The 20,562-nt window shown below is 68.3% G+C and carries 17 protein-coding genes and 1 pseudogene; 6 read left to right on the top strand and 12 right to left on the bottom strand.

Annotated features, from left to right (window positions below):
* Positions 1-202, bottom strand: a pseudogene (locus tag AAG816_RS25510) (aldehyde dehydrogenase); the annotation flags it as partial.
* An 8-nt stretch (positions 203-210) separates the two neighbouring features.
* Complete coding sequence (locus tag AAG816_RS25505; protein ID WP_341992525.1) at positions 211-1,086, bottom strand: NAD(P)-dependent oxidoreductase; 876 nt, start codon at positions 1,084-1,086, stop codon at positions 211-213.
* Positions 1,087-1,162: 76 nt separating this feature from the next.
* On the opposite strand from AAG816_RS25505, the gene AAG816_RS25500 reads away from it, so the two are divergent.
* Positions 1,163-2,119, top strand: coding sequence for a LysR family transcriptional regulator (locus AAG816_RS25500; RefSeq protein WP_341992524.1), 957 nt, complete (start codon positions 1,163-1,165; stop codon positions 2,117-2,119).
* 48 nt (positions 2,120-2,167) lie between these two features.
* Here the strand turns inward: AAG816_RS25500 and AAG816_RS25495 are convergent, their stop codons facing one another.
* From AAG816_RS25495 to AAG816_RS25460, 8 genes are all read right to left on the bottom strand, one after another.
* Entirely contained in the window at positions 2,168-3,823 is a 1,656-nt protein-coding gene (locus tag AAG816_RS25495) for an ABC transporter ATP-binding protein (RefSeq protein ID WP_341992523.1), read from the bottom strand.
* Complete coding sequence (locus tag AAG816_RS25490; RefSeq protein ID WP_341992522.1) at positions 3,820-4,701, bottom strand: ABC transporter permease; 882 nt, start codon at positions 4,699-4,701, stop codon at positions 3,820-3,822. The genes AAG816_RS25495 and AAG816_RS25490 overlap by 4 nt, the downstream gene beginning before the upstream one ends.
* A 9-nt stretch (positions 4,702-4,710) precedes the next feature.
* Positions 4,711-5,652: an ABC transporter permease gene (locus AAG816_RS25485; protein ID WP_341992521.1), complete on the bottom strand. Its 942-nt coding sequence runs from the start codon at positions 5,650-5,652 to the stop codon at positions 4,711-4,713.
* Positions 5,652-7,229, bottom strand: coding sequence for an ABC transporter substrate-binding protein (locus AAG816_RS25480; protein WP_341992520.1), 1,578 nt, complete (start codon positions 7,227-7,229; stop codon positions 5,652-5,654). Before AAG816_RS25480 ends, AAG816_RS25485 begins: the two co-directional genes overlap by 1 nt.
* 16 nt (positions 7,230-7,245) lie before the next feature.
* Positions 7,246-7,911, bottom strand: coding sequence for an RraA family protein (locus tag AAG816_RS25475; protein WP_341992519.1), 666 nt, complete (start codon positions 7,909-7,911; stop codon positions 7,246-7,248).
* Between the two features lie 42 nt (positions 7,912-7,953).
* Positions 7,954-9,534 (bottom strand): ABC transporter substrate-binding protein, encoded by a 1,581-nt coding sequence (locus tag AAG816_RS25470; protein WP_341992518.1) that lies wholly within the window; start codon positions 9,532-9,534, stop codon positions 7,954-7,956.
* Positions 9,535-9,578: 44 nt separating this feature from the next.
* A complete protein-coding gene (gene ggt / locus AAG816_RS25465) occupies positions 9,579-11,273 on the bottom strand; it encodes a gamma-glutamyltransferase (protein WP_341992517.1) in 1,695 nt (564 codons plus the stop codon).
* A gap of 145 nt (positions 11,274-11,418) precedes the next feature.
* On the bottom strand, positions 11,419-12,369 hold the full coding sequence (locus AAG816_RS25460; protein WP_341992516.1) for a LysR substrate-binding domain-containing protein: 951 nt from the start codon (positions 12,367-12,369) through the stop codon (positions 11,419-11,421).
* 148 nt (positions 12,370-12,517) lie between these two features.
* Between AAG816_RS25460 and AAG816_RS25455 the strand changes: the two genes are divergently transcribed.
* Together AAG816_RS25455 and AAG816_RS25450 are read left to right on the top strand one after the other, a co-directional pair.
* Complete coding sequence (locus tag AAG816_RS25455) at positions 12,518-14,845, top strand: molybdopterin-dependent oxidoreductase (protein ID WP_341992515.1); 2,328 nt, start codon at positions 12,518-12,520, stop codon at positions 14,843-14,845.
* Between the two features lie 43 nt (positions 14,846-14,888).
* Positions 14,889-16,130, top strand: coding sequence for a CoA transferase (locus tag AAG816_RS25450; RefSeq protein WP_341992514.1), 1,242 nt, complete (start codon positions 14,889-14,891; stop codon positions 16,128-16,130).
* Between the two features lie 130 nt (positions 16,131-16,260).
* Here AAG816_RS25450 and AAG816_RS25445 read toward each other — a convergent pair whose 3' ends face one another.
* Positions 16,261-17,367, bottom strand: coding sequence for a polysaccharide deacetylase family protein (locus AAG816_RS25445; protein WP_341992513.1), 1,107 nt, complete (start codon positions 17,365-17,367; stop codon positions 16,261-16,263).
* Positions 17,368-17,650: 283 nt separating this feature from the next.
* Positions 17,651-18,448 carry a DeoR/GlpR family DNA-binding transcription regulator gene (locus tag AAG816_RS25440; protein ID WP_341992512.1) on the bottom strand — a complete coding sequence of 266 codons (798 nt, stop codon included), beginning with the start codon at positions 18,446-18,448 and terminating at the stop codon, positions 17,651-17,653.
* A 150-nt stretch (positions 18,449-18,598) separates the two neighbouring features.
* On the opposite strand from AAG816_RS25440, the gene AAG816_RS25435 reads away from it, so the two are divergent.
* The 3 genes from AAG816_RS25435 to AAG816_RS25425 form a co-directional block, all read left to right on the top strand.
* A complete protein-coding gene (locus AAG816_RS25435; RefSeq protein ID WP_341992511.1) occupies positions 18,599-19,270 on the top strand; it encodes a TIGR00725 family protein in 672 nt (223 codons plus the stop codon).
* A 90-nt stretch (positions 19,271-19,360) separates the two neighbouring features.
* Positions 19,361-20,137, top strand: coding sequence for an ABC transporter permease subunit (locus AAG816_RS25430; protein ID WP_341992510.1), 777 nt, complete (start codon positions 19,361-19,363; stop codon positions 20,135-20,137).
* On the top strand, positions 20,134-20,562 hold a 429-nt coding region (locus tag AAG816_RS25425; protein ID WP_341992509.1), incomplete at its 3' end, for an ATP-binding cassette domain-containing protein. The genes AAG816_RS25430 and AAG816_RS25425, both read left to right, overlap by 4 nt.

The raw sequence follows: 20,562 nt of genomic DNA, 5'->3' as shown, positions 1-20,562 counted from the left end.
CGGCGTCGGCGGCTGCGGCAGCGACCGCTTCACCGGCATCCGCATAAGCGAACAGCGGCTTGCCGGTGGCCGGATCGGTGACCTGGACCGGGGCGCCGGTGCCGCGCACCATCTGCCCGCCCACATAGGAGCCGATGAAGTCCAGGCCGGGCCAGAAGGCGCTGAGAGCCTGGACGACGCGGGGATCGATCTCGAAGGACATGGCGGCGCTCACTTATCGGTGCCGAGCTGAAGCTCGACGATGCGGTTGAAGTCTTCGCCGTCGGCGATGGTGTCGGCGCTGCCGGCCCAGAGCTTGGCGGCCTCCGCTGCCAGCGGCAGGGACAGGCCGAGCTCGTCCACCAGTTGCGCGCCGAGGCGCACGTCCTTGCGCATCAGCTTCATGGTGAAGCCGGAATCAAAGGCGTCGTTCAGCACCCAGGTGGGGAAGTTCACCAAGGTGACGCCGGAGCGGCCGGAGCCGGCATTGATGCCCTCCAGCATGCGCTCGGCATCCACCCCGGCGGAGCGGGCGATCTTCACCGCCTCGGCGGCGGTGAGCAGATGAGCGGCGCACAGCAGATTGTTGATGATCTTGGTCACATGCCCGGCGCCCACGGCGCCCACGTGCACCCGCTTGGCGCTGATGGCCTCCAGGATGGGCTCGGCGCGAGCCACGTCGGCTTCCGAGCCGCCGATGACCATGGTCATGGTGCCGGTGATGGCGCCCTTGGGGCCGCCGCTCACCGGGGCGTCGATCAAAGCGACGCCCGCGTCGGCCAGCAGCTTGGCGAGGCGGCGGGTGGTGTCGGGATGGGAGGTGGAGGTGTCCACCACCAGCAGGCCGGGGCGGGCATGGGCCAGGATGCCGTTTTCGCCGGTGACCACCGCATCGACGATATCCGCCGTGGGCAGGGACAGGATGACCAGCTCGGCCTCGCGGCACAGGGCCGCCACATCGGGATGGATCTCGATGCCTTCCGCCGCCAGCGCGGTGCGGGTGGCCTCGGACGCATCGGTGCCCAGCACCTGATGACCGCCGCGCTTCAGCGATATTGCCATGCCGCGGCCCATGTTGCCGAGGCCGACCACTCCAACGATTGCCATGATATCTCCCGCCTTCTGCCGAAAAAACGTACCCGGCTAGGGGATTGGCAGACATCTGGAGTCCAGTTCGCTAGTGTTGACTCAAAAGCAACACTTCGGCGTCACCTCGATGAATAATGTGCTGGACGATCACCGGCTTCGCTATCTGTACGAGGCCATCCGCCTCGGCTCGGTGCGGGCGGCGGCGGATGCCATGGGGGTCAATCCGTCCGTGGTCAGCCGCCAGATCTCGCAATTGGAGAAGGACCTGGACCTGCGCCTGATCGAGCGCCTGGGCCGGGGCGTGCGCGCCACCGAGGCCGGGGCGCTGCTGGTGGACCGCTTCCGCCGCTGGTCAGCGGAGCGCGAGGATACCCTGGCCAAATTGCGCGAGATCCAGGGGCTCCAGCGCGGGCATCTGGACATCATCCTCGGCGAGGGGTTCGTCAGCGACCTCATGTCCGGCCCGCTGCTGGCATTCTGGCGCCGCTACCCCCGGCTCACCATGGCCTTCCATGTGGGGGGCACCGACGAGGTGATCCGCTCCGTGGTGGATGACCGTTCCCATATGGGGCTGGTCTATCACGCCCCGTCCGACCCGCGGCTGCGGGTGAATGCCTCCATCCGCCAGCCCATCTGCCTGATTGCCCGGCCGGATCATCCTTTGGCGCAGGCGGGACGGCCGGCACGGCTGGCGGAGATCGCCCGCTGTTCCCTCGGGCTGATGCAGTCCAATTATGGCGTCCGCCAGATCGTCTCGCTGGCGGAAGCCGCCGATCAGGTGGGGCTCTCGCCGCAACTGACCACCGATTCCATGTATGTGCTGCGGGCGTTCGCCAAGGCGGACATGGGCGTGACCTTGCTGCCGGCGTTTGCGGTGGAAAGCGATCTGGCCGATGGGTCGCTGGTGGCGGTGCCCATCGACAGCCCGCTACTGATGGCCGGCGAGGCACAATTGGTCACCCGGGCGGGGCGCGAGCTGCCGGCGGCGGCCAGCCAGTTGCTGCGCTATCTCGGGGCGCGCATGCGGGCGTTCCGGGGCGGGGCGGAGTAAGCCGCGCCCCGATGCGTCCGAGGCCGTAGGCCTCTGGCCCCGGACGCCTCAGGCGCTCAGAAGGTCCGCATGGACGCTTTGTCCCGGCACGGCGGCGATCAGCGCCTGGGTATAGGGATGCTGCGGGGTGCGGAAAATCTGTTCGGTGCGGCCGATCTCGACGATCTGGCCCCGGCGCATGACCGCCACCCGATCACAGACATTCGAGGCGATGCGCAAATCATGGGTCACGAACACCATGGAGAAGCCGATCTCGCGGCGCAGGTCCTCGAACAGCTTCAGCACCTGGGCCTGAACCGAGACGTCCAGCGCCGAGACCGGCTCGTCGGCGACGATGATGTCCGGCTCCATGGCCAGGGCACGGGCGATGCAGATGCGCTGGCGCTGGCCGCCGGAGAATTCGTGCGGGAAGCGGCTGAGGGCTTCGCGATTGAGGCCCACCATCTCCATCAGCCGCTCAACCCGCGCCAGGGCATCCGCGCGGGACACCCCATGCTGGATCGGGCCTTCCAGCAGCGACTGGCCCACCTTGCGGCGCGGGTTCAGCGAGGCATAGGGATCCTGGAAGATCATCTGGATGGTGCGCCGGAAGCGCCGCAACTCGCCCCCGCCCAAGGACGCGATGTTGGTACCGCCGATGCGGATCTCGCCGCTGTCCGGTCGCTCGAACCGCAGCAGGGTCTTTGCGAGGCTGCTCTTGCCGGAGCCGGACTCGCCGACGATGCCCAGCGTCTCGCCCTTGGCCAGGAAAAAGGACACGTCATCGAGCGCCACGGTCTCCCGGCGCCGGCCCAGAAAGCTGCTGCTGCGGTAGGTGAGGCGCAGATTGGTCACCTCCAGCGCGACCTCCGGACCGACGGTTTCCGGTGGGCGGAAATGGAAGCGGGGCACCGCGTCGATCAGCAGGCGGGTATAGGGATGGGAGGGCGCGGTGAGCACCGCCTGCGGCTTGCCGCTCTCCACCGCGCGGCCGTGGCGCATCACCACCACATGGTCGGCCACGTCGGCGACCACGCCGAAATCATGGGTGATGAGCAGGATGCCGCTGTCGTGCTTGGACAACAGCTCGCGGAACAGACGCAGGATCTGCGCCTGGGTGGTCACGTCCAGAGCGGTGGTGGGCTCGTCGGCGATGATGAGCGAGGGCTCAAGGGCCAGCGCCATGGCGATCATCACCCGCTGGCGCTGCCCGCCGGAGATCTGGTGCGGATAGACATGGCGCATCGCCTCCGGGTTGGGCAGATGGACATCGGCCATCAGCTCTCGCACCCGGTCCGCGATCTCGCCGGCGGTCATCTGCGGGCGGTGGATGCGCAGCACCTCGGCGATCTGGTCGCCCACCCGCATCACCGGGTTGAGGGCGGTGAGCGGTTCCTGGAACACCATGGCCATGCGGTTGCCGCGCAGGGCGCAGAGCCGCTCCGGGCTGGCGCCGATCAGGCTCTCGCCGTCCAGGGTGATGGTGCCGCCGACGATCTTGAGCGTGCCCTTGGGCAGCAGGCTCATCACCGCCGAGGCGGTCACCGACTTGCCCGAGCCGGATTCGCCCACCAGGCAGACGATCTGCCGCCGGTGGACGCGGAAGGAGAGATCCTCCACCGCATGGCGCCGGTCCAGGCCGCCGGGCAAAGCGATGGTCAGGCCCTTGATATCGAGAATGGGGGCGTCGACGGGAGGGGCCTTGGGGGTGTCCTGGGGGGTCATGCGGAGACCTTTGTCGCGCGCGAGAGCCTGGGGTCGAGCCGGTCGCGCAGACCGTCGCCGAGGATGTTCACGGCCATGACCGTCAGGGCCAGGAACAGGCCGGGGGCGATGATGGTCCAGGGCGCGCGCTGGAACACCGCGCGACCTTCCGCCAGCACATTGCCCCAGCTGGGGATGTCGGGGGGAAAGCCGACGCCGAGGAAGCCCAGCACCGCCTCGGCCAGGATGGCGGCGGCGAACATATAGGTGGTCTGGACGATCAGCGGGGCGATGCAGCTGGGCAGGATGTGGCGCACCAGCACCAGGGCCGAGGGCAGGCCGATGCCTTCGGCGGCGCGCACATAGGGCTCGTCACGCACGCTGAGCACCACGCTGCGCACCAGCCGTGTGACGCGGGGGATCTCCGAGAAGGTGATGGCCGCCACGATGGACCACAGGCTCGGCCCCACCAGCGACACCAGCGCCACCGCGAACAGGATGCCGGGGATGGCCATGATGCCGTCCATGACCCGCATCATCACCGTGTCGAGCCAGCGGAAATAGCCGGTGACCAGACCCAGCGCGGTGCCGATCACCGCGCCGCAGACCGCGGCCAGAAAGCCCACCAGCAGCGACAGCTTGCCCCCATGCAGCACGAGGGCGAACACATCCCGCCCCAGCGCATCGGTGCCGAACCAGAAGTCCGGGCCCGGCGGCCGCAGGCGCAGGCGCGGGCGGATCTGGAACGGATCGGCGGTGGTCAGCAGCCCGGCGAAGGCCGAGATGCAGACGATGGTGAGCAGCACAGCGCCGCTGATCAGGATGGCGCGGTTCTCCAGCGCCAGATCCAGCAGAAAAACGCGGCGCCCGCGCCCGGCGGCTTGACCGATCTCGCTCATGGTCGGTCCTCAGTAGCGGATGCGGGGATCGACGATCACATAAGCGACGTCGATGAGAAGGTTCACGCCCACATAGATCAGGGCGAAGAACAGGATCAGCCCCTGCACCACGGGATAGTCCCGCGCCAGGATGGCATCGATGGTCAGGCGGCCCACACCGGGCAGGTTGAACACGCTCTCCGTCACCACCACGCCGCTGATCAGCATGGCGATGCCCAGGCCGATGACGGTGATGATGGGCACCGCCGCATTGGGCAGCGCGTGGCGCCACAGGATGCGCCCCTCCCGGTTGCCCTTGGCGCGGGCGGTGCGCACGAAGTCCTGTCCCAGCACCTCCAGCACGCTGGAGCGGGTGACGCGGGCGATGAGCGCCATGAACACCAGCGCCAGCGTCAGCGAAGGCAGCACCAGATGGCGCAGGGCCGCGATCGGGTCCACGAACGGGCTGACATAGCCCTGGACCGGAAACAGATCGGCGCGGATGGAGAGGAACAGGATCAGCAGATAGCCGATGACGAACGCCGGCACCGAGAAGCCGATCACCGACAGCGTCATCACCGCCCGGTCCACCCAGCTGTTGTGGCGCCAGGCGGCGATGGCCCCCAGCGGCACCGCCACCAGCACGGTGATGAGGATCGCCGCGCCCGCCAGCACCAAAGTCGGTTCGATGCGGTCGCGGATCAGCGCCAGCACCGGCACCTTGGAGAGGATCGATTGCCCCAGATGGCCCTGGGCCAGTTCGCCGAGCCAGGCGAAATACTGGATCAGCAGCGGGCGGTCGAGCCCCAGCTCGACGCGCATGCGCGCGACCGCGTCCGGCCCCGCCATGTCGCCGGCGAGGATGGTGGCCGGATCACCGGGGCTGAGCCGCAGCAGCAGGAAGACGATGGTGGCGACCACCAGCATCACCGGCACGGCGGAGACGATGCGGAGTGCGATGAGGCGGAGCATCAGCGCTTGTCCACGCCCCACAGCACCATCACCGGCGAGGGCACATAGCCGGTGACCGTGGTGCGGAACGCCTCGTAATCATAATAGGTGCCGAGCGGAATATAGAACACCAGCTCATAGGCGCGGCGCTGCATCTGCTCGACGATGGCCTTCTGCTTGGCGGGGTCGGTCTCGCGCTGATATTGGGTCTTCAGCGCCTCGGTCTCGGGGTCGTCCACGAAGCCGGTATAAGCGGACTTGCCGCGGGCATCGAAATTCATGTTGCCCAAAGGCGAGATCAGGTCGATGCGATCGAACACCGCGTGGGCGATGTTCCATCCGCCCTCCGCCACCGGCACGGTGCGGGCGCGGCGGGCCAGGAAGGCGCTCCATTCCATGGTCTGGATTTCGCTGTCCATGCCGATGGATTTGAGCACCTGCTGGGTGAGCGGCGCCAAGGGGGCAAAGGAGGCGATATCACCGGGGGTGATGATGGCCACCTTCTCGCCCTTGTAGCCGGACGCCTTCAGCAGCGCCTTGCCGCGCGCCGTGTCCGGCTTGCCGGTATCGGGGAAGCCGGCGTCGGTCTCCAGCGGCGTGCCGCAGCCGAACAGGGCGCCGCAGACCTGGTAGGACTGCGGATCGCCGATGGCCGTGTCCATATAGTCCTGCTGCGTCACCACCGCCTGCACCGCCTGGCGCGCCTTCACATTGTCGAACGGCGGCAGCAGCCAGTTGAAGCGGATGGTGGAGGCGTTCGGCCCCGGCTTGCGGCGCACGGTGACGTCCGGGCCGGTGAGCATCGGCCGCTGGTCCGCATTGAGGCTCTCCAGCAGATCGATCTCGCCCTTCTGCAGCGCGTTGATGGCGGTCTGCTTGCTGGGCAGCCACAGGGCCTCGACCCGATCCACCTTCACCACCTTGCCGCCCGCAAGGCCGCTGGGCGGCTCCGCGCGCGGCACGTATTTCTCGTTGCGCTCATAGGCCCAGCTCACGCCGGGGCGGAACTCCGAGGCGATGAAGCGGAAGGGGCCGGAGCCCACCACCTCTTCCAGCGCCTTGTCCGGCGAGGTGTCGGCGATGCGCTTGGGCATGATGAACAGCGGGATGGAGCTGGGCCGCGCCAGGGTCTCCAGCATCGGCCCGAACGGCTCCTTGAGCACGATCTTGAACGAGCGGGCGTCCCCGGCTTCCATGGCTGCGGTGACGGCGGCGAGGCGCCGGCCCACCACGTCGCGCTGTGCCCAGCGGGTGATGGAGGCCAAGCAGTCCGCGCTGGTCACACTCGGGCCGTCGTGGAAGGCCAATCCCTCGCGCAGGGTGAAGCTGTAGGTCAGCTGATCATCACTGACGGTCCAGTCCTGCACCATCTGCGGCTGCGGCCGATACTGGGCATCGATGGAGAACAGCGTGTCGTAGACCATATAGGCATGGTTTCGGGTGATATAGGCATTGGTGGTCACGGGATCGAGCACCCGCAAAGCCGCGTGCGGCGAGACCCGCAGGATCTTGCGGCCCTGCGCCTGCGCCCGCGTGCCGAGGGCGAGAAAGGCTCCCGCCGAGAGGCCCAAGGCCTGGCGTCGATTGAGCGTCGTCATGGTCCGGCCCCTTCCCCTATGTCTGAGTGTCGATGCGCGTGTGGGTCTTTGCGAACAGCGCGGCGGTGCCGGCGATGGCGGCCATGCTCTCGCCGGCGTCGATCCGGGCGCGGGTCACCGCCTCGCGCGCCTGCATGGCGTGGGCGGTGGCAGCGGTGGCAAGGGCCTCGTCGGCGGGCAGCACCAGCACGCCGCTCTCGTCCGCCAGGATGATGTCCCCCGGCCGCACCGGGACCCCGCCGCAACTCACCGTGCGGCCGATGTCCCCGCCGATGCCCATCCGCCGGGTGGTCAGGGCCGTGGTGCCCCGATGCCAGACCGGCACGCCCTCGCGGCGCAGTTCGTCGGGGTCGCAGATCAGTCCGTCAATGATCACGCCGGCCAGTCCCAGCACCCGCGCCGCATGGGCCAGCACCCCACCCCAGGCGGCGTGAACCCGCTCGCCGCAGCGGTCGATCACCAGCACGTCGCCGCGCGCCGCCTGCCCCAGAGCATGGGCGATGATGGCGCCATCGGCGCCCGGTGCGCGGATGGTGAAGGCCGGCCCCAGCGCCCGCCGCTCGGGCAGAAGCGCCCGGATGCCGCAGTCCATGAAGCCGGACTGCCGCACATGGCCGATGGTGGACGGCGAGATGCCGTCCAGCGCGCGCAGCGCCTTCGCGATGGTCGCACGTGACGGCATGTCGGATCGCTGGTCAGGGTCTGTGGGGGTGTGCGTGGACATCTATTGCTTGTCCACCTGCCACATGACCGGAAGCGGGGCCAAGATGAAGTCCTTCACATTGGCCTGGAACGCCTCATAGTCGAAGTAGGTGCCGAGCGGGATGTAGAACACCAGATCATAGGCCCGCTTCTGCATGGCCACGGCGATGGCCTTTTGCTTCACAGGATCGGTCTCGGACTGGAATTGCGTCTTCAGCTTCTCGGTCTCGGGATCGTCCACGAAGCCGGTGTAGCCGGCGGTGCCGCGGGCATCGAAATTGAGATTGCCCAAAGGCGAGAGCAGATCGGACATTTCCAGCACCGCATTGGCGATGTTCCAACCGCCCTGGGCCACCGGCCCGGAATTGCTGCGGCGGCTGAGGAAGCTGGTCCACTCGATGGCCTGGATCTCGCAGTTCATGCCGATGGAGCGCAGGATCTGCTGGGTCAAAGGCGCAAGGCCGGCATAAGCGGCATTGTCGCCGGGGGTGATCAGCACCACCTTCTCGCCGTTGTAGCCCCCCTTTTGCAGCAGGGCCTTGGCCTTGGCGATGTCAGGCGTGCCGGGATCGACCACGCCGGCCTCGCTCTCCAGCGGTGTGCCGCAGCCGAACAGCGCGCCGCAGATCTGGTAGGAGGCCGGATCACCGATGGTGGCGTCCATGAAGTCGCGTTGGGTGGCCACCGCCTGCACCGCCCGGCGCACATCCACATTGTCGAACGGCGGCTGGGCCCAGTTGAAGCGGATGGTGGAGGTGCTGGGGGCGAAGCGGCGGCGGACCACGATCCGGGGACCGCCCTGCAACGCCTCCCTCTGGTCGGCCTTGATGGCCTCGATGACGTCGATCTCGCCTTTGCGCAAGGCATTGATCGCGGTTTCCTTGTTGGGAAACCAGATCATGCTGAGCCGCTCGATCTTCACCACCTTGCCGCCGGTGAGGCCGCTGGGCGGCTCGGCGCGGGGCACATAGTCCGCATTGCGCTCATAGGCCCAACTGGCGCCGGGCTTGAATTCGCTGGCCAGGAACTTCAAGGGGCCGGACCCCACCACTTCGGTCACCGCCTTCTCCGGCGGGGTATCGGCGAAGCGCTTGGGCATGACGAACAAGGGATAGGAACTGGGCTTGGCGAGCGCCTCCAACAGCGGCCCGAACGGGGATTTGAGCACGAGCTGAAAGGTGCGCGGGTCCAGGGCCGTCAGCCGATCGGTGGCGGCGGCGAGCCGTGCGCCCACCGCGTCGCGCTTGCTCCAGCGGATGATGGAGGCGGTGCAATCCTGCGCCGTCACCGGCGCGCCATCGTGGAAGCGCAGGCCCGGGCGCAGGGTGAAGGTGTAGGTGAGCCGGTCGTCGCTCACCGTCCAGTCCTGCACCATCTGCGGCTGTGGGCGATACTGCGCATCGATGGAGAACAGCGTGTCGTAGACCATGTAGCCGTGATTGCGGGTCACATAGGCATTGGTGGTCACCGGGTCGAGCACCCGCAGCGCCGACCACGGCGCATAGCGCAACTCCTTGCCCTGCTGCGCCAGGGCCGGAAGCGACCAGGGCGTGAAGCAGGCCGCAGCGGACAATCCCAGTAGACCACGCCTGTTGATCCGCATCGGAAGGCTTCCTTCGGGCAAAGTGAGTGGATGGTCCGTGAGGCTCAGTAGCGTTTGCCGCGCCGGGGATCCGGCCAGAAGGAGGTGCCCGCGCGCGCCGATCCGCCGCCGATGCCCATGGGCACACCATCCGCGCGCCAGCATGCGGCCCCGGTCATGGTGCCGTCTTGCGCGAATGAAATGGCGCACATGCCGCCCGCCACATGGTCCACCGGCTGGACCGCATGGCCCAGCGCCGCCACCGCGTCGCGCACATCGGCGGCCAGTCCGCGCTCCAGTTCGGCCTCCTGGCCCCAGGTGAAGACGCGCGGCGCTTCCACCGCTTCCTGGAGGCTCATGCCGTGGTCGACGATGTTCAGCACCGCCTGCATGGCGGAGGCCGGAATGCGGTGGGCACCGGGCAGGCCCAAAGCGAAGATCGGGCGGCCATCGCGCTTGCCGATCAGCGCGGTGATGCCGCTGGTGATGCGCTTGCCCGGCTGCAACGACAAGGCCAGGCCGGGATGGGGATCGAACAGATACATATAGTTGTTCGGAATGATGCCCGTTCCGGGGATCATGATGCGGGCGCCGAACAGGCTGTTGATGGTCTGGGTGGAGGTGACGATGTTGCCCTCGTCATCGGCGATGGTGACGTGGGTGGTGTTGGCGCTCTCGTTGCTGAGCACCTGGGAGACGAAGCTCCCCGCCCGCGCGGGATCGATCTCCCGGCGACGCTGGGCGCCATAGTCCTTGGAGATCAGGCGCTCCACCGGCACGTCGAAGAAGGCGGGATCGGCGGTGACGGCGCGCCGGTCGGCGGCGGCGATCTTCATCGCCTCCAGCACTAGGTGCAGCGTCGGCGCGGTGCCGAAGCCCAGAGCGCCGATATCATAGGCCTCCAGGATATTGAGCACCTGCAATGTCTGCACGCCGCCGGAGCAGGGCGGGGGCGGGCCGACGATTTCCACCCCGCGATAGGTGCCGCGCACCGGCTCGCGCTGCACAGTGGCGTAGTCCGCCAGATCCCGCAGCCGCACGAAGGAGCCCGCGCCCTCCAGATAGTCGGCGATGCGGCGGCCCAAGGCGCCGCCATAGAGGATGTCGGGACCATCCTGGGCGATGGCTTGCAAGGTGCGGGCATAGTCCGCCTGGACCAGGCGATCACCGGCTTTCAGCGGCACGCCGCCCGGCAGGAAGACCGCGGCAATGGCGGGGTCGAGCGCCAGATCGGGAGCGATCTCGCCGATGCAGGTGGCCAGATATGGCGACAGCACGAAGCCGTTGGCGGCATGGCGGATGGCGGGTTCCATCAAGGCCGGCAGGCCGAGGCGGCCAAAGCGCGCCGCGGCCTCGCACCACGCCTTGAGGTTGCCCGGCACGGCGATGGCCTTGGCGCCGACGCGGTTCTCGCGGCCGTGGGTTTCCATATAATCGGGCCAACTGTCCGACAGGGGCCGGTAGCTGTCCGGCGCCGCCGCGGCGGGCGCGGTGGAGAGGCCGTCGAGCACGATTTCCTGGCCATCGGCGAGGCGGATCAGAGCGGTGCCGCCGCCGAAAATGCCCACCATCATCGGCTCGACGACGGTGAGGGTGAACAGCGCGGCCACGGTGGCGTCGATGGCGTTGCCGCCTGCTGCCAGCATCTCCACGGCGGCGGCGGAGGCCAGCGGATGGTTGGTCACCGCCATCCCGCGTGACGCCGTCACGGGGCTCTTTTCGCAGGTGAACGGACTGCCGCTTCGCTCTTGCCACTGCATGGGATCTGACTGCTCCGGTTACGCCGCTGGACCCCGCTGCGCCGGTGCTGCACCGGTGCGGAAAGCCTCAAGCCGGTGAAGTATCGGCGCAGGAGTTCGGATCAGTCCAATACGCAGTCGCTGGATTTTTGAGAACTTCAACTTCTCAAAGGTCGCTTCGTGCGGCTTTGGCGTCCCCCTGGCCGAAGCTGCGGGCATGCTTGGCGAAGGCGCGGGCCACCGGCGAGGGCTCGGTGCGCCGGAAGGCGACCGCCAGTTCCGCCAGGATCGGCGCGCCTTTCACCGGCTTGTAGACGATCCCCGGCACCTGGATGCAGCGCAGGGACTGCGGCACCAGCGCCACGCCGATGCCCACCGCCACCATGCTGGCGATGGTCACGAAATCCCGCCCCTGCGGCCCCAATTTGGGGAAAAACCCCGCCCCTTGGCAGGCCTGCACCGTATGCTCGTGGAAGCTCACATTGGAGGGATGGCGGGGCGTGATGAAGGTGTCGCCGCTGAGGCTCGCCAGGGGAACCATCTCATCCCCCGCCAGCGCGTGGCTGGCGGGCATGGCGAGCACGATCTCCTCCTGCAGCACCCGGATGCTGGAAATGCCCACCGGATAGGGGATGGGCGGGCGGATGAAGCCGATGTCCAGCTTGCCTTCGCTCAACTGGTCCAGCTGCTGCTGCATCTCCATTTCGGAAATCTGCAGTTCCACTTCCGGATGCGAGGCGCGGAAGGTGCCGACCATGGTGGTCAGCACCCCCGTATAGGCCGCCGAGCCCACATAGCCGATGGCGATGCTGCCCACCTCGCCCCGCCCGGCGCGGCGGGCGGCGAGAACGGCGGTTTCCGCCTGAGCCAGGGTCTTGCGGGCCTCCTGCTCGAACCGCTCGCCGGCCAAAGTGAGCTGGACGGTGCGGCGGGTGCGGTCAAACAGCGGTGTCCCGATGATCGCTTCCAGGCTCTTGATCTGCTGGCTGAGGCCCGGCTGGGCGATCTTCAGCCGCTCGGCCGCGCGGCCGTAATTCAGCTCCTCGGCGGTGGCGAGAAAATAGCGCAGATGCCGCAGTTCCATGTTCGCCCGCGTGGGTCGTCGGCCGCCGGCCATGGGCTCTCTTCCATAAGTACGAGTTATCTAAATGCGCGTAGCGGCATATTGGACTGATCCAAAGCCGCCGATCAATATGACGCTGTCGCCGCATGCTTGCCCGTTTCAAGCCGCGGGCGATTTGGCCGCCGGGCGCATGGGAAGCCGCGTGAAAGATCAGAGCACAGCCTCCGCATTCCTGTCCCACAGCGCGCATTGGGGCGCCTTCCAGGCGCGCTTGGATGCGGGCCGGCTGGAGATCCTTCCGGACCCGTGCGACCCGGCGCCATCTCCCATCCTGGGCAATTTCACCGATGCGCTGCGCCACAAGGCGCGGGTCCGCCACCCCATGGCGCGGCGGTCCTGGCTGGAGGGCGGCGGGGTGCCGCGTCAACGGTCCTTCGACGATGATTTCGTGGCCTTGCCCTGGGATACGGCGCTGGATCTCCTGGCCGGCGACCTGCGCCGGGTGCATGCGGCGGGCGGGGCGCGGGCCATTTACGGTGGCTCCTACGGCTGGTCGAGCGCGGGGCGCTTCCACCATGCCCAGAGCCAGATCCACCGCTTCCTCAATGTGGCGTTCGGCGGCTATGTGCGCTCGGTCAACAGCTATAGTGCCGGCGCCTCGGCGGTGATCCTGCCCCATGTGCTGGGGCCGTTCGAGGCCCTGTCCCGGCGCAATGTGACCTGGGACCAGGTGTGCGCGCACACCGATCTGGTGCTCGCCTTCGGCGGCATGGCGCTGAAGAATGCCATGATCGCCAGCGGCGGCATCAGCCGCCACATCGAGGGCGAGGCCATGGCCCGCGCCGCCACCCGCGGCACCGTGTTCGAACTGCTGAGCCCGCTGCGCGATGATTGTCCCGCCGAGGCGGCGGCGCGCTGGACGCCGGTTCGCCCCGGCACCGATGTGGCGGTGATGCTGGGGCTGGCCCACACCCTGCTGACCGAGGGGCTGTGCGATCACGGCTTTCTGGAGCGCTACACCGTCGGCTTCCCGGCGTTCGCCCGCTATCTGGAGGGGGCCGACGACGGCCAGCCCAAGACGGCGGAGTGGGCGGCGGGGCTGTCCGGCGTCCCGGCGGCGACGATCGTGGATCTGGCGCGCCGGCTGGTGGCCGGCCGCAGCCTGATCACCGTCTCCCACTCGCTCCAGCGGGCGCAATATGGCGAGCAGCCGGTGTGGGCGGCAGCGGCATTGGCGGCCATGGTGGGGCAGATCGGCCTGCCGGGGGGCGGCTACAATTATGCCCTCGGCGCCATGGGCCACACCGGGCGCCGGGTGAATGCGGTGCCCATCCCCACCATGCCCCAGGGCCGCAACGGCGTTGCCGATTTCATTCCGGTGGCCCGCATCAGCGATATGCTGCTCCATCCCGGCGCGCCCTTCGCCTATAATGGTGGAACCTATGCTTATCCCGAGATCAAGCTGATCTATTGGGCCGGCGGCAACCCGTTCCACCACCATCAGGATCTCAACCGGCTGCGGGCTGCCCTGTCCCGCGCAGAGACGATCGTCGTGCATGAGACCGCCTGGACGCCCATGGCGCGCTTCGCCGACATCGTGCTGCCGGCGACCATGACCCTGGAGCGCGAGGATATCGGCGCCGCTGCCACCGATCCGCGCCTGATCGCCATGCGCGCGCTCGCGCCGCCGGTGGGCGCGGCGCGGGATGATTTCGCCATCTTCACCGCTCTGGCCGCGCGGCTCGGGGTGGAGGCGGCGTTCACGGAAGGGCGCGTCACCCGCCAATGGCTGGCGCATCTCTATGAGCCCACCCGCCGCGCTCTGGCGGAGCAGGGCTGGGACGCCCCGGATTTCGACACCTTCTGGGCGCGGGGCGAACTGGCCCTGCCATCGGCGCCCGATGATGGCGGGCTGCTGCGCAGCTTCCGCGCCGATCCGGCGGCATCGCCTTTGCCCACGCCCAGCGGCAAGGTGGAAATCACCTCCGCGACCATTGCCGGCTTCGGCTATGACGACTGTCCCGCCCATCCCACCTGGCTGGCCTCCACCGAACCGCCCACCGTTGAGCATCCGCTCATTCTGGTCGCCAACCAGCCGGCCACCCGGCTGCACAGCCAATTGGATTTCGGCGCCTACAGCCAGGCCAGCAAGGTGGCCGGGCGCGAGGTGGCGCGGCTCCATGCGGTGGATGCGGAGGCCCGCGGCATCACGGACGGCGACATCATCCGCCTGTTCAACGCCCGGGGCGCGTGTCTGGCGGCCGCCAAGGTCTGCGATGGGGTGATGCCGGGGGTGGTGCATCTGCCCACGGGGGCCTGGTACGACCCGGAGTCACCCGATGGGAGCGCTCCCGATGCGGCGTCTCCCGATTGCGTCCACGGCAATCCCAACGTGCTGACCCGGGACATCGGCACCTCGCGACTGGCGCAAGGCAGCTGCGGGCAGGTGACCGTGATTCAATGCGCCCGTTTCGAGGGCCCCTTGCCGCCGCTGCGCGCCTTCGATCCCCCCGCCGCTGCCGGGCGCTAACGCCGTCGGCGCCGCGCCCCGTTTCGATCAACCAGGACACATCATGGGCCCGCTCGACGGCATTCGCGTTCTCGACCTCACCTCCGTGCTGATGGGGCCTTATGCCACCTCGCTGCTGGGCGACATGGGGGCCGATGTCATCAAGCTGGAGGGCCTGGGCGGCGACATGATCCGGCAGGTGGGTCCCAGCCGCAGCGGCGAGATGGGCGGCATGTTCATGCATGCCAACCGCAGCAAGCGCAGCATCGCGGTGGATCTCAAGGCGCCGGGCGGGCGGGAGGTGGCGCTGCGGCTGGCGGCGACCTGCGACGTGATGGTCTACAACATCCGGCCGCAGGCCATGGAGCGGTTGGGGCTGGGCTATGAGGCTCTGGCGCAGGTCAACGCCCGCCTGGTCTATGTGGGCACCTTCGGCTTCGGCCAGGATGGCCCCTATGCGGAGCGCCCGGCCTATGATGATCTGATCCAGGGCGCGGTGGGCATTCCCGCCCTGCTGGCGGAAACCGGCGACGGCACGCCACGCTATGTGCCGGTGAATATCGCCGACCGGGTGGTGGGGCTGCATGCGGTCAATGCCATCCTGGCGGCGCTGCGGTATCGCGACCGGTCCGGCAAGGGCCAGAAGATCGACATCCCCATGTTCGAGACCATGGCCAGCTTCGTGCTGGGCGATCATCTGGGGGGGCTGAGCTACGAGCCGCCGCTGGGGCCGCCGGGCTATTCCAGGCTGCTCTCGCGCCACCGTCGCCCCTACCGGACGGCGGACGGCCATCTGTGCGTGGTGCTCTATACGGATCGGCACTGGCGCAGCTTCCTGACCCTCACCGGGCGCGCGGAGGCGCTCAGCGACGCGCGCTTTGCCAGCCATGCCAGCCGCATCACCCATATCGACGCCATCACCGAGCACCTCGCGGCGATCTTCGCCACCCGTGGTACGGCCGATTGGGTGGATCTGCTCCAGGCTGCGGACATCCCGCACATGCCGTTGCAGGATCTCGACGGCATCACCGCCGATCCGCATCTGGAGGCGGTGGGCTTCTTCATTCCCACCGAGCATCCGGCGGAGGGGCGCACGGTGCAGATGAAAGTGCCGTCGCGCTGGAGCGAAAGCCAGCCGACGGTCCAGCGGCTGGCGCCGCGGCTGGGAGAGCACACCGATGAAGTGCTCACCGAGGCCGGCTATGCCGCCGAGGACATCGCCCGGCTGAAGCGCAGCGCCACCATCCGCGACCTGCGCGACGCGGATACGGCCGACGCGGCGCGCGCGCAGCCCGCGGGCAGCTGAACCCCAACCCTCACAGGGCGGTCCCTCACAGGGCGGTGTGCGTTGCCGATGGCGTCAGCGCGCCGATCGGCTGGCGTCTCCAGGGCTAAGGCGGAGAATGCCCGCCTAACGTACGTCGCGGTCAGAGGCCTCAGTAGAGCCCGTAATTATTGGCATCGCGTCCGCTGCTCGACACCGCCGCAGGCGGCTTGGGGCGCTGCGGTGACTGGGACTGGGACGGCGACTGGGCCTGAGGCTTCTTCTTGACCGCTGCCGGGGCAGGGGCCGCAACAGGGGTGGCCGAGGCCACCTTGGCCGTCGCCGGCTTTTCCATGGCAATGAGTTCGGACACGGTCACGAACTTGTAGCCCTTGGCGATCAGCGCATCCAGCAGGCGGGGCATGGCCGCAACCGTGGTTGCGTGGATGTCATGGGCCAGGACGATGGCGCCCGGCTTCACCTGCTTCATGATCTGGTCATAGACGCTCTGCGGATCGCGGATCTTCCAGTCCAGCGGATCCACCGACCAATAGATGGTGCTGATGCCGTACTTCTCCGAAATGTGGTGCTGCAGCGCCGGCGTCATGGAGCCATAAGGCGGCCGCAGATAGATGGGCTTCACGCCGGTCGCGTTCTGGATCGCCGCAGACGTGTCCTCGATCTGCTTGTCCGCCGCCTCGAGCTTGATCTTGGTCAGCTGCGGATGGTTCCAGGAGTGGTTGCCCACCTCGTGACCCGCGGCGATCTGGCTGCGCAGGATGTCCGGGTTCGCGGTGGCATGGGTGCCCAGCACGAAGAAGGTCGCCTTGATATTGCGCTCGGCGAGGATCTTGAGCAGCTTCGGGGTGGTTTCCGGGCTCGGGCCATCGTCGAAGGTCAAAGCGATATAGGGGCCGTCCACCTCGACCGAGCGATAGGAGGCCGCCCGCTTCAGCGGCGGCGTGGTCACGGCACCGAGTGCGGGGACGGCGCCCTGCGGCGGGAACAGCGCGGGCAGCCCATTGGCGCCGGGAGCGCCGGCGGAGGGGGGCAAAGCGGGCGCGGTTGCGGCCACCGGGGCGATGGCTCCGGCGAGCGCCGTGCGCGGAACGCCCGGCGTCACCGCCGGGGCCGAAGCGGCCGCCGTGGGCGTGGGGGGCGGAGTGGTCACCGTGGACGCGGTGGCCGTCGGCGCGGTCGACAGCACCTGACTGACGGCCAAGCCGACGCAGAGGGCGCCTGACGCGACGAGTGCGGACAATGCCAAGAGCCGTTTCACGACGCCTCATTCCCAAACTGGTTAGCGAAAATGCTACCGCACTCTCGCCTATGGTGTGTGGATAAATCGTGAAGCAACTAAGGCGCTGCCGCGCATCGGACTGCGCTTCACGCTCGCCACCGCCGTACCAGTTTAGGTCAGCGGCTCGCAGAAACCAAGCTATTGCTCGATTTGGTGGCGACGGGCCTCCCGCCCGAGGCGCGATGAGCGGGTGGAGCTGTGCTGTCCGGTGGACGCAGCCATGCAGCAACCCGGGGGCAGAACCCGCGGCGCGCAGGCCGGATCAGGCGACCTCTGCCGGGGCTACCACCAGGCGGCAGCCCGCATCGGCGATGCGTTGCGCCAGATGCTCCGGCGGGGCGGCATCGGTCACGAAGATGGACACCGCCTCGAACGGCATCACCCGCACCAGAGCGGAGCGGGCGAATTTCGCCGCATCCGCCACCAGGATCACCCGCCGGGCCTGGGCGACCATGGCCTGCTTGATCGCCACCTTGAGCACATCGAAATCCATCACCGAGCCGTCCTCGTCATCAAAGCCGGAGCAGGCCAGGATGGCGGTATCGACGCGGAAGCGGTTGATGGCGGCGATGGCGGCATCCCCCACCAGCGAGCCGTCCGCCCCGCGCAGCAGGCCGCCGGTGACCACCACGTCGCCCACCTGGCTGTCCGCCAGAAGGGTGGCGGCGCCGAGGCTGGTGGCGATCACATGCATGCGGCGGTGGTCCAGCAGCGCGTGGGCCACCGCCTCCACGGTGGTGCCCACGTCCAGGCTCACGGACGAGCCGTGGGGAATCAAGGCGGCGCAGGCGAGGGCGATGCGGCGCTTGCCATCGGGCGAGGTGTCGCGCTTCTGGGAATAGCCGAGGCGCGTGGTGTTCTCCCGCTGGCCGGCGCCGCCGTGAAAGCGCTGGATCAGGCCGACCTCGTCCAGGCGGATGATGTCGCGGCGCACGGTCTGGGGCGAGACATCGAACATCTTCGCCAGGGTCTCGATGGTGACGAAGCCCTGTTCGCGGACGCGGGTGACGATTTCCTGCTGGCGCGGGGAGACGTCGGCATCAAGATCGGCGGGGGGCATGGGCGGCGTTCCGGCGGGCAGGGCGGTGGCAAAAAGCCTGGTGCGGGCGGTTGGCGTTTTGCGGTGGAAGATGTAAGAAAACTTACATCGTGGCATCGTAAGCCACCGCCCGTCGCCGGTCGAGCCGGATTGTTGAGAAAGCGCTTTGCCATGCTCCCCTCTACCCGCCCCCCGTCCACCCCCGCGCCTCTGGTCTGGACCGAGAGCGGCATGCTCGTGTGCGGCGCCGAGCGCTTTGATCCCTGGGCGCTGGTCTGGTGCCCGCTGGTGGACGATGTCACGGAAGTGGTGCGCTCGGTCTCGCCGGTGGAAGCCCTGGCGCTGCTCACCGCCAGCGGCCGGATGCGGCGGGTTCCCGTGGGCATCATCGGCCCCAAGAACGCCAATGCGGAGCAGGAAATCGTCGCCGAAGCCCTGGGGCGGGCCTTTGCCCAGCTGGGCCTGACCCTGCTGACCGGCGGCCGCAAGGGGGTGATGGAAGCGGCCAGCCGCGGCGCCTTTTCCGCCGGCGGCGTGACCATCGGCATCATTCCGGACGACGAATGGGACACCGCAAACCCCTATGTGACCATCCCGCTGGCCACCGGTCTGGGACCGGCCCGCAATGCGGTGGTGGCGCGGGCCTGCGAAGTTCTGGTGGCTGTGGGGGGCGAGTATGGCACCTTGAGCGAAATGGCCTTCGGCATGCACTTCAACCGCCTGGTGCTGGCCCTCCTCAACGCCCCCAGCGTGCCGGGGGTGCTGGTGTGCGAAACCGTGGAGGACGTGCTCCCCCATGTGGCCGCGCGCCTGCTGCGGCTGGATCGCGCGACGCCGGTGTGAGGACGGGCTGACCGTTTTCTTCCAAAATGTCATAAAAACATCATCGGCTTTGGGCAGAACAAGGCCGTTCACCTGGGGGCAGTCAGCGCCGTGCTCGCCACGATCCTCTATCTCGCCTTCCTGTTCGCGCCGATCGTCCTGCTGGTGGTGGGGTCGGTGGGGGAGAGCTGGACCAATTCCCTGCTGCCCACCGGGCTCACCGGGCGCTGGTATGTGGAACTGGCCAGCGATCCCAGCTTCCGCCGGGCGTTCGCCACCAGCCTGCAAGTGGTGGCGGCCACCTGCGTGCTCAACATGCTGATCGCGGTGCCGCTCGCCTATGCCATCTATTCCAGCGCCCGGCGCGGGGTGCAGGCGGCGGCGCGCATCGTGACGCTGCTGCCGGTGGCCACCCCGGAACTGGTGCTGGGGTTCGGCTTCATCCTGGTGTTCTCGTCCGACGCGCTGCCCTGGCTGGGGTCCATCTGGCTGCTGATCGCCGCCCATGTGGTGGTGACGCTGCCCTATCTGCTGAACATCCTGTTGTCCGACATGACCAATCTCAATCTGGCCGAACTGGAGCGGGTGGCGGCGACGCTCGGCGCGCCGTTCCGCGCCCGCTTCGTCGATATCGTCCTGCCGCTGATCCGCCACAGCCTGCTGGCGGGGCTGATCACGGTCTCGGCCATTTCCATCGGCGAGTTCCAGATCTCCAATCTGATCGCCGGCTTCCTGTCGCGCACCTATCCCATCACCTTGCTCCAGGCCTTCTACGGCGCCACCGGCTTTGCCTGCGCGGCCACCGTGGTGCTGCTGGTGCTGGCGGTGCTGGCGGCTTCCGCCGGGGCGCTCACCGCCCGTGCGGCGCGGGCGGGAGCAGCATCATGAGCGTGCGGTTCGAGAATATCTCGTTTCGCTATCCCGGCAGCACTGCGGGGGTGTTCGACATCAATCTGGAGATCGCCACCGGCGAACTGCTGGCGGTGATCGGCCCGTCCGGCTCCGGCAAGAGCACCTTGCTGAAGCTGCTGGCCGGGTTCACCCGGCCCGATACCGGCCGCATCATCGTCGATGGCCGCGACATCACCGACCTTCAGCCCCATGAGCGGGCGCTGGGGGTGGTGTTCCAGTCCTATGCGCTGTTCCCGCATATGAGCCTGTGGCGCAACGTGGCCTATCCGCTGAAGGTGCGCGGCCTGCCCAAGGCCGAGCAGCGCCGCCGCGCCCTGGATGCGCTGGCCCGCGTCGGCCTGGGCGATTTCGCCGAGCGCGCGCCCACCAGCCTCTCCGGCGGCCAGCAACAGCGGGTGGCG

The sequence above is a fragment of the Azorhizobium sp. AG788 genome (assembly GCF_943371865.1).
Taxonomy (GTDB): domain Bacteria; phylum Pseudomonadota; class Alphaproteobacteria; order Rhizobiales; family Xanthobacteraceae; genus Azorhizobium.
Note: the sequence above shows the minus strand (reverse complement) of the source record. Positions and strands in the feature narration are given on the sequence as shown.